The following is a 9,098-nucleotide window of genomic DNA, read 5'->3' as shown; positions in this document are numbered from 1 at the left end:
ACAGCACCGGGGCCACCACCAACCTCGCCCTGGGCCACCCGGACGCCACCGGCTACACGGCACCCCCGGAAGCCTTCCTGGGCGCGGTCGTGGGCCGCTACGCCAACCGCATCGCCGGGGCCGGCTTCCCCCTCGACGACGTGCTCGTGGAACTGGCCGCCAACGAGGGCGGAAACACCCTGCACGGAGGCCCCGAGGGCTTCCACCGCAGACTCTGGCGGACGGTGGCCGCCGCCCCGGACCGGCTGACCCTGGAGCTGATCAGCCCGCACGGGGACCAGGGCTTCCCCGGAGAGCTCACCGTCACCGCCACCTACCGGGTGCGCGGCCACACCGTGACCCTGGACCTGGACGCCCGCACCGACGCCCCCACCGTGGCCTCACTGGCCAGCCACCTCTACCTCAACCTCGCCGGCGAAGGCGCCGGCACGATCGAGGACCACCGGCTCACCGTCACCGCCGACTCCTACCTCCCGGTGGACGACCACGGGCTCCCCACCGGGGCCCTGACCCCCGTGGCCGGCACCCCGCTGGACCTCACCACCCCGGCCCGCCTCGGGGACCGGATGCGCGCGGAGCACCCGGACATCACCGCGGTGGGCGGCATCGACCACTCCTTCCACCTGCGCGGGGCCGGCCTGCGCCGGGCCGCGCGCCTGGAGCACCCGGCGAGCGGGCGGTCCGTGGAGCTGTTCACCGACCAGCCGGCCCTGCAGGTCTACACCGGCAACGCCCTGGACGGCACCATCACCGGCCCCGCCGGGCACCCCTACCACGCCGGGCCGGCATCGCCCTGGAACCCCAGCACCACCCCGACTCCCCGAACCACCCCGAACTCACCGACCCGGTGCTGCGCCCGGGCGAGACCTACCGCTCCCGCACCGAATGGCGCTTCGCGGTGGGGGACACGTCCGGCCACCGGGCGCCGGGCCGGGCGGCCCCGTAGCCGGGGTCCTGTCCGGCCTCGAGGATCAAGCCGTCGTCGACCTGCCGCTCCAGGACCCGGCGGTGCCGGACGTCGGCACCGCCGGGTCCGGGGCGCGGTGGCGAGGCCCGCCTAGTGGTTCCCGGCCTTCTTCTCCCGACGCTTCGCCATGACGCGGCTGAAGATCGCGGTGCCGACCATGAAGAGGATCTTGCGCATTCTGGTGCTCCTTCTGTGGCGTGGTGCCCGGATGACGTGCGCGTTCCACGCTACGGGGTGCCGCGGCAAAAGGTAAGCGGGCTGAAGGATGTTCGGCCGAGAGCGAGCGCCCGCGGTGCCTCCCTGCGTCAGCGGGCGCAGGACCGGTCCCGGCGTCGTCGGCGCGCACGGACCGGAGGCCGGCGTCGGGTCCCCGGGCGGCACGGCGTCGCACGCGGCCCCGGTCCGGGTACGGGACGGCCCCGGCCCCGCACCGGGACCGGGGCCGCGCCGGTGGAGGTCAGTCCTCCGGGAGCTTGGCGGTCAGGATCTCCCGGATGTAGTCGCGGTTCATCGCGGTCACCGTGAGGCCGTCGCCACCGTAGTGCTCCACGCACATGGGGCCGTCGAAGCCGGCGGCCAGGGCCATGCCGATGGCCTCGCGGTAGTTGATGAAGCCGAGGGCCAGCGGCGCCGGGGCCGAGGCGTAGGACCCGGTGACGGGGTCGTGGTCCCGGAAGTAGTTCTTGAGCTGCCAGTAGTTCGTGTGGGGCAGCATCTTGGTCAGCATCTCGCGCCAGTCCTCGACCTCGCGGTGCAGGCGGACGATGTTGCCGATGTCGGGGCACAGTCCCACGTTGGGCAGGTCCACGGCGGTGACGAGCTGCACGGAACTGTCGGCGGTGCCGAGGAAGGTGCCTTCGTACATCTCCAGGGACAGGCTAACGCCCCGCTCCGCGGCGTACTCGCCCAGCTCGCGGAAGCGGGCCGCGGCCTTCTCCCGGTTCTCCGGGGTGTCCTCGTCCTCGGCGCCCTCCGCCAGCCAGAACCAGGTGGCCTGCTTCTGCGGCTCGGTGAACGGGTCGTGCAGACCCAGGCACACCATGGGCACCTCGAGGTCCGCAGCGGCGTCGATGGTCCGCTTCGTGTAGTCCATGTTCCCCCGGGCCCTGTCCTCGTCCGGGGTGATCACGCTCTTGCGGGTCACGGCGATGTCGCTGAAGGCGAGGTCGTAGGACCGGGCGGTCTCGAGCAGCTGCCGGCGTCCGTCGGCGTCGAGGTCGGCGGCCCGGACCCAGGAGTCGGTGAGGTCGACGTGGTCGAAGCCCGCGAGGCGCACCTCGCGCAGCGTCTGCTTCCAGGCCTCGGGCCCGGCGGTCGTGAGATCGCGGCCGTCGGGCGTGGTGCCCGGGAAGTTCAGCAGCGCGGCGCCGATCGGCCAGTTCTGGGGTGTGTGCGGCATGGTGCTCTCCTTGGTGGGTGGTCGTGGCGACAGGGTCACGCGGCGACGGCGTAGAGGATCCAGGCGAGGGCGAAGGCCATGAAGCCGATCGCCGTGGCGATCACCGACCACGTCTTGAGCGTGGTCACGGTGTCGAAGCCGCAGAACTTGCCGATCAGCCAGAAGCCCGAGTCGTTGACGTGCGAGAACGTGATGGATCCCGCGGAGATGGCGACCACGATGGCGGCCAGGGCGACCCCGGACAGGCCGAGCTCCGCGACGGCCGGCGCCATGATGGAGCCCGCGGTGGTGGCGGCCACGGTCGCGGAGCCCTGGGCGACGCGGAAGGCGACCGCCACGAGGAAGCCGGCCAGGATGACGGGCAGCCCCGCGGCGTCCAGTCCCCCGGCGATGGTGCCGCCGATGCCGGTCTCGGTGAGCACGCGGCCGAAGGCGCCGCCGGCGCCGGTGATGAGGATGATGGAGCAGACGGGGGCGAGGGCGTTGTCGACCAGGTCCTCCAGGGCCCCGCCGATGGTGCCCCGGCCGCGGCGCGGGCGCAGGTACAGCAGGTACATCGCGGCCAGCGCGGCGATCAGCAGCGCGATCGGGGTGCTGCCGATCAGCCGGGACAGCTCGAAGAGGACGTTGTCCTCCCCGACGGCTCCGCTGGCCGCGAGGGTCGAGAAGAGGGTGTTGAAGAAGATCAGCACGAGGGGCAGGAGCAGCACGAAGATGATGGTCCAGAAGCCCGGTCGGGGCGTGTCCTCGTCGAGCTCCACCTCACCGAGCAGGTTGGGCACGGGCATGTCCGGGTAGCGCTTGGCGATGACGAGGCTGAGCCGGTAGCCGGCCAGGTACCAGGTGGGCAGGCCCACCACGAGCGCGATCAGCACCACCAGGCCGATGTCGGCCCCCATGACGGTGGCGGCGGCGGTGGGTCCGGGGTGGGGCGGGGTGAGCGCGTGCATCATCAGGAAGGCGCCGATGGAGGGCAGCACGTAGAGCATGAAAGAGCCGCCCAGTCGCCGCGCCACCGTGTAGATGATCGGCAGCATCACGATGAAGCCGGCGTCGAGGAAGATCGGGAACGCGTAGAAGAGGGAGGCGACCGCGAGGGCCAGCGGCGCCCGCTTCTCGCCGAAGCGGCGCAGCATCGCGTCCGCGAGCACCTGGGCGCCGCCGGAGATCTCGACCAGGCGTCCGAGGACCGCGCCGAAACCCACCAGCAGGGCCACGGTGCCCACGGTGGTGCTGAAGCCCGCGACGACCACCGCCACGACGTCGGCCACCCCGATGCCGGCGGCGAGTGCCGTGAGGAGGCTGATGATGATCAGGGCGAAGAACGCATGCATGCGCACCTTGATGATCAGGAAGAGCAGCGCGGCGATCGCCGCGACCGCGATGGCGAGGAGCGCCCAGGAGGGCCGCTCCGCCAGGACGAGGGCGTCCGCCGTGGCGGCGGGTAGAAGGATGTGCATAGCTGGATCACCTTTGCTCAGAACGCGGGCCGGCCACGCCCGTGCTGTGGCGTGGGCCACATTCGACGGGCTGTTGGCCAATACCCTATAGGATATTGGTCAGCTGTCCAGTGGATCACGCGATCTGCCCCGTCCGAGGAACGGCGACCGCACTCGGCGCCCAGGGGTGCGTGGGACAATGCCTGTCACGGCGGATGCGAATGAGGGAAGCGGCATGGAGAAGGACGTCCCGGGCGGGGTGTGGGTGCAGCGCAGCATCCTCGCGGACCAGGTCTACAAGGAGATCCTCGCGCGCCTCATGGACGGGGAGCTGAAGTCCGGCGACCCCGTCAGCATCGACGGCACGGCCCGCGAGCTCGGCGTCTCCCCGACCCCCGTCCGGGAGGCCCTGGCGCGGCTCGAGTCCACGAACATGGTGGTCCGCGCCGCGCTGCGCGGCTACCGCGTGGCCCCCATGCTCACCCACGATGAGCTGCTCGACCTCATGGACGCCCGGCTGCTCATCGAGCCCTACAACGCCGAACTGGCCTCCGGCCGCGCCGACCCCCCGTTCCTGGAAGCTCTCGAGCAGTCCATCGACGACCTCCGGAATGCGCCGAACGGGCCCCACTTCTCCGACTACCGCTCCTACTGGGAGGCGGACGAGCGCTTCCACCGCCTCATCGCGGAGCAGGCGGACAACAAGTTCGTGCTGGGCGCCTACGAGTCCCTCGGCGGGCACGTGCAGCGGTTCCGGCTCTTCAGCGGTCTGGGGGTGCAGGACGCCCGGAGCGCCATCGAGGAGCACGCGCGGATCCTGAAGGCGCTCCGCCGGCGTGACGCGGCGGCCTCCCGGATCGCGATGGCCGGGCACATCTGCGGCGTGCGGGAACGGGCGATCCACGAGCACGAGAGCGCCGGCCGGCAGGCCCGGAGCGAGAGCGCCTGAGGTGTCAACCACACCGGCCGGCACCGGCCGGTGTGGTTGACANACACCACACTCTGAGCCGTGGATCCTATAGGAAACACGGCGAAGACTCGATCCGGTCCTGCGGTCGCTCACAACCCGCGCTCCGATGCCGCCGTGTCCTCCAGACGGAACACATGCACAGCAGAGGAGATGGGGATCATGGCTCAGCGCTCGGTAGCAGTTGTCGGATCGGGATACATGGGCGGGGGCATCGCCCAGGTCCTGGCACTCGGCGGCGCGCGGGTCGCACTCGCCGACATCTCCCAGGAGATCGCGGAGAAGAACCTCGAGCGCCTGCTCGGGGAGGCGGAGCAGTTCGTCGCGGACGGGCTCTTCCCGGCCGACGCCGTCGAGCGCCTGCGGGAGAACCTGTGGGCCGCCCCCAGCATCGAGGAGGCCGTCGCGGACGCCTCCTACGTCGAGGAGGCCGTCCCGGAGGTCATCGACATCAAGCACGGCACCCTGCGCCGGATCAGCGACGCCGCGCAGGCGGACGCCGTGATCGGCTCCAACACCTCCACCATCTCCATCGCCCAGCTCGCCGAGGTCGTCGAGAACCCGGGCCGCTTCCTCGGGGTGCACTTCTCCAACCCCGCGCCGTTCATCCCGGGCGTCGAGGTCATCCCCCACGAGACCACCACCCCCGAGACGGTCGAGGTCGCCAAGGAGATCATCGAGCTCACCGGCAAGAAGTCCGCCGTGGTCAAGGACGTCACCGGGTTCGTGCTGAACCGGTTGCAGTACGCCCTGTTCCACGAGGCCGCCCAGCTGGTCGAGGAGGGCATCGCCACGGCGGAGGACGTCGACACCCTGGTGCGCACGACCTTCGGCTTCCGGCTGCCGTTCTTCGGGCCGTTCGCGATCGCGGACATGGCCGGACTGGACGTCTACGCCTTCTGCTACGCCTCGCTGCAGACCTCGTTCCCGGAGCGCTTCGCCACGCCCAAGGCCCTCCAGGACCTCGTGGACGCCGGGAAGCTCGGCACGAAGTCCGGCGCCGGCTTCCTGCAGATCCCCGCCGAGCGGTCGAACGACCTCGTCGCCTACCGCAACAAGGCCTACGTGGCCATGGGCCGGCTGCTGGACGAGCTGGGCCCCAGCCCCGTGGACGAGGAGACGGCCCAGCAGGGCGGCGCCCCCACCGACGCCGGCTGAGCCGGCTGCACCGAACATCCTGCCGGCGGGACGTCGGCGCTCGACGTCGAACGCCGCCGTCCCGCCGGAGACCCTCCGAGACCTTCGAGGTTGGAACGATGACTTTTCTTGTGAACGATCCTACGGAGTTCGCCTCCGACGCGCTGCGGGGATATGTGGCGGCGCATCCCGGGCACGTGATGCTGGCCCACGGCGGGGTGGTGCGCTCGTCCGAGACCCCGGCGGGCCAGCCGGCGCTGGTGATCGGCGGGGGATCGGGGCACTATCCGGCCTTCGCGGGGTGGATCGGGCCCGGGATGGGCCACGGCGCGCCGTGCGGCAACGTGTTCTCCTCGCCCTCGGCCTCCCAGGTGTACTCCGTGGCGCGCTCGGCCGAGAACGGCGGGGGCGTGGTGCTGGGCTTCGGCAACTACGCCGGGGACGTGCTGCACTTCGGGCAGGCCGCGGAGAAGCTGCGCGCCGAGGGCGTGGACGTGCGGATCATCCGCGTGTCCGATGACATCGCCTCCGCACCGGCGCAGGAGCACCGTGAGCGCCGCGGCATCGCCGGGGACCTGGTGGTGTTCAAGATCGCCGGGGCCGCGATCGAGGCCGGGGCCGATCTGGACGAGGCCGAGCGGGTGGCGTGGAAGGCCAACGACGCCACGCGGTCCTTCGGCGTGGCCTTCGAGGGCTGCACCCTGCCCGGGGCCGGGGAGGCGCTGTTCCACGTGCCGGCCGGGGAGATGGCGATCGGGCTGGGGATCCACGGGGAGCCAGGGGTGCGGGAGGTGCCGATGGGCACGGCCCAGGAGATCGCCGACCTGCTGCTGTCAGGTGTGCTGGAGGAGGAGCCGGAGCGGGTCGAGGGCGGCTACCAGGGGCGGGTGGCGGTGCTGGTCAACGGGCTGGGCACGGTGAAGTACGAGGAGCTGTTCGTGGTCTACGCCCGGGTGGCCGAGCGGCTGGCCGAGCAGGGGCTGACCGTCGTCGCCCCGGAGGTCGGCGAGCACGTCACCAGCCTGGACATGGCGGGTCTGTCACTGACGGTGGTGTTCCTGGACGAGGAGCTCGAGGGCCACTGGCTGGCTCCGGCCGACACCCCGGCGTTCCGCCGCGGCGCCCCGGACACCACGGACCGTCCGGCGCGCACGGGCGTGCACACCCCGGGTGCGGAGGAGGTGCCGGAGGCCTCCGCGGCCTCGCAGGAGGTGGCCGGGCGGATCGTGGCGGCGCTGGCGGTGCTGGAGGCCACCGCGGCCGAGCACGAGGAGCACTTCGGGCACCTGGACGCCATCGCCGGCGACGGCGACCACGGACAGGGCATGGCCTACGGGACCCGGGGCGCGGCGGCGGCCGCCCGGGCCGCGGCCGAGCAGGACGCCGGAGCGCGCACGGTGCTGTTGCGGGCCGGTGACGCCTGGGCCGAGGAGGCCGGCGGCACGTCCGGGGCGCTGTGGGGCGCCGGGCTGACCGCGGCCGGCGGGGTCTTCGACGACGTCGAGGGCGCCGGGGCGGACGAGGCGGTGGCCGCCCTCGTGGCCGCCATCGACGCGATCGTGCGGCTGGGCGGGGCCGCGCCCGGGGACAAGACCATGGTCGACGCCGCCCTGCCGTTCCGCGAGGCGCTCCTGGCCGAGTTCGAGGCCACCTCCGACCTGGCCGGTTCCGTCCGGAAGGCCGCCGCCGTGGCGCGGGAGGCGGCCGAGGCCACCGCGGACATCACCGCCCGCCGCGGGCGCTCGAAGGTCCTGGGCGACAAGAGCCTGGGCACCCCCGACCCGGGCGCCCTGTCGTTCTCGGTCCTCATGGACGCCCTGGGCGCCTCCTTCGCGCAGACCCCGGACGCTGCGGACCCGGACGCCCAGGCCCCGGACGGGCCGTGAGGCGGCGGTCATGACCGTGTGGATCGGCACGAGCTGGAAGATGAACAAGACGCTGTCCGAGGCCACGGAGTGGGCCGGGGGACTGGCCGAGTTCCTGGCCGGGCGGCAGCTCGGGGAGGTGCAGCCCTTCGTGATCCCCCCGGCCACCGCGATCGCCGCGGTGGCGCAGACCCTGCGGGAGGAGCCCCGGGTGCTCGTCGGGGCGCAGAACGCGCACTGGGAGGACGCCGGCGCCTGGACCGGTGAGGTCTCCGTGCCCCAGGTCGCCGACGCCGGGGCGCGGATCGTGGAGATCGGCCACTCCGAGCGCCGCGAGCACTTCGGCGAGACGGACGAGACGGTGCGGGCGAAGGTCGCCGCGACCCTGGCCCACGGGCTGGTGCCGCTGCTGTGCATCGGGGAACCGGCGGACGTGAAGGACGCCGGCGGTTCCACCGCACACGTCCTCGAACAGGCCGCCCGCGCCCTGGAGGGCCTCGAGGCGGAGCAGCTGGGGCGGGTGCTGATCGCCTACGAACCGATCTGGGCGATCGGGGAACACGGGCGCCCGGCCGGCGTCGCGGAGCTGGAGGAGCCCTTCGCCGCCCTCGGCGGCGCCTACGGGCACCGGGTGGCCGGGCTGCTCTACGGCGGGTCGGTCAACCTGGACAACGCCGCGCAGCTGCTCGGGATCGCCCACGTGGACGGGCTGTTCGTCGGGCGCACCGCCTGGCGGCTGGAGGGCTACCTGCGCCTGCTCGAGATCGCCGTCCAGCACGCGACCGCCCGCCCCTGAACCACCCAGCACGACACCACCGAGCACGACACCACCCAGCACGACACGACGAAGACGAAGGAGCACACCATGGCCGAGCAGAAGCTGCGGATCGTGATCGGCGGCGACGACGCCGGATTCGACTACAAGGAGGCCCTGCGCCGGGATCTGGAGGCCGACGACCGCGTGGAGAGCGTGGTGGACGTCGGGGTCTCGGAGACGGAGAACACGGACTACCCGCACGTGGCCGTCGACGCCGCCCGGAAGGTCGCCGCCGGTGAGGCCGACCGTGCGCTGCTGATCTGCGGCACGGGCCTGGGCGTGGCGATCTCGGCGAACAAGGTGCCCGGGATCCGGGCCGTGACCGCCCACGACTCCTACTCGGTGGAGCGCTCGGTGCTCTCCAACAACGCCCAGGTGCTGTGCATGGGTCAGCGGGTCGTCGGCCTGGAGCTGGCCCGGCGCCTGGCCAAGGAGTGGCTGGGCTACACCTTCGACACCACCAGCGCCTCCGCGGCCAAGGTCGAGGCCATCACCGACTACGAGAAC

At 72.3% G+C, this 9,098-nt stretch carries 8 protein-coding genes; 6 read left to right on the top strand and 2 right to left on the bottom strand.

Going from position 1 to position 9,098, the window contains the following annotated elements; genetic code table 11:
* The coding region (locus ACH9D3_RS14185; protein WP_396411437.1) for an aldose epimerase family protein at window positions 1-1,061 on the top strand (1,061 nt) is incomplete at its 5' end.
* 363 nt (window positions 1,062-1,424) lie between these two features.
* Here the strand turns inward: ACH9D3_RS14185 and ACH9D3_RS14180 are convergent.
* Entirely contained in the window at window positions 1,425-2,366 is a 942-nt protein-coding gene (locus tag ACH9D3_RS14180) for a sugar phosphate isomerase/epimerase family protein (protein ID WP_396401189.1), read from the bottom strand.
* 35 nt (window positions 2,367-2,401) lie between these two features.
* A complete protein-coding gene (locus ACH9D3_RS14175; RefSeq protein WP_396411436.1) occupies window positions 2,402-3,826 on the bottom strand; it encodes a GntT/GntP/DsdX family permease in 1,425 nt (474 codons plus the stop codon).
* Between the two features lie 214 nt (window positions 3,827-4,040).
* Here ACH9D3_RS14175 and ACH9D3_RS14170 point away from each other — a divergent pair, with 214 nt between their 5' ends.
* The 5 genes from ACH9D3_RS14170 to ACH9D3_RS14150 form a co-directional block, all read left to right on the top strand.
* Window positions 4,041-4,754 (top strand): FCD domain-containing protein, encoded by a 714-nt coding sequence (locus ACH9D3_RS14170; RefSeq protein ID WP_396411435.1) that lies wholly within the window; start codon window positions 4,041-4,043, stop codon window positions 4,752-4,754.
* Window positions 4,755-4,934: 180 nt separating this feature from the next.
* Window positions 4,935-5,930 carry a 3-hydroxyacyl-CoA dehydrogenase family protein gene (locus ACH9D3_RS14165; protein ID WP_396401186.1) on the top strand — a complete coding sequence of 332 codons (996 nt, stop codon included), beginning with the start codon at window positions 4,935-4,937 and terminating at the stop codon, window positions 5,928-5,930.
* Window positions 5,931-6,028: 98 nt separating this feature from the next.
* Window positions 6,029-7,795, top strand: a complete 1,767-nt coding sequence (locus ACH9D3_RS14160) for a dihydroxyacetone kinase family protein (protein ID WP_396411434.1) — start codon at window positions 6,029-6,031, stop codon at window positions 7,793-7,795.
* A 10-nt stretch (window positions 7,796-7,805) separates the two neighbouring features.
* Window positions 7,806-8,570 carry a triose-phosphate isomerase gene (locus tag ACH9D3_RS14155; RefSeq protein ID WP_396411433.1) on the top strand — a complete coding sequence of 255 codons (765 nt, stop codon included), beginning with the start codon at window positions 7,806-7,808 and terminating at the stop codon, window positions 8,568-8,570.
* 69 nt (window positions 8,571-8,639) lie between these two features.
* A partial coding sequence (locus ACH9D3_RS14150; RefSeq protein WP_396411213.1) for a ribose-5-phosphate isomerase occupies window positions 8,640-9,098 on the top strand: 459 nt, incomplete at its 3' end.

The sequence above is a fragment of the Kocuria kalidii genome (genome assembly GCF_044462225.1).
Taxonomy (GTDB): domain Bacteria; phylum Actinomycetota; class Actinomycetes; order Actinomycetales; family Micrococcaceae; genus Kocuria; species Kocuria kalidii.
The sequence above is the reverse complement of the archived record's forward strand: the minus strand, read 5'-3'. Positions and strand labels throughout refer to the sequence as shown.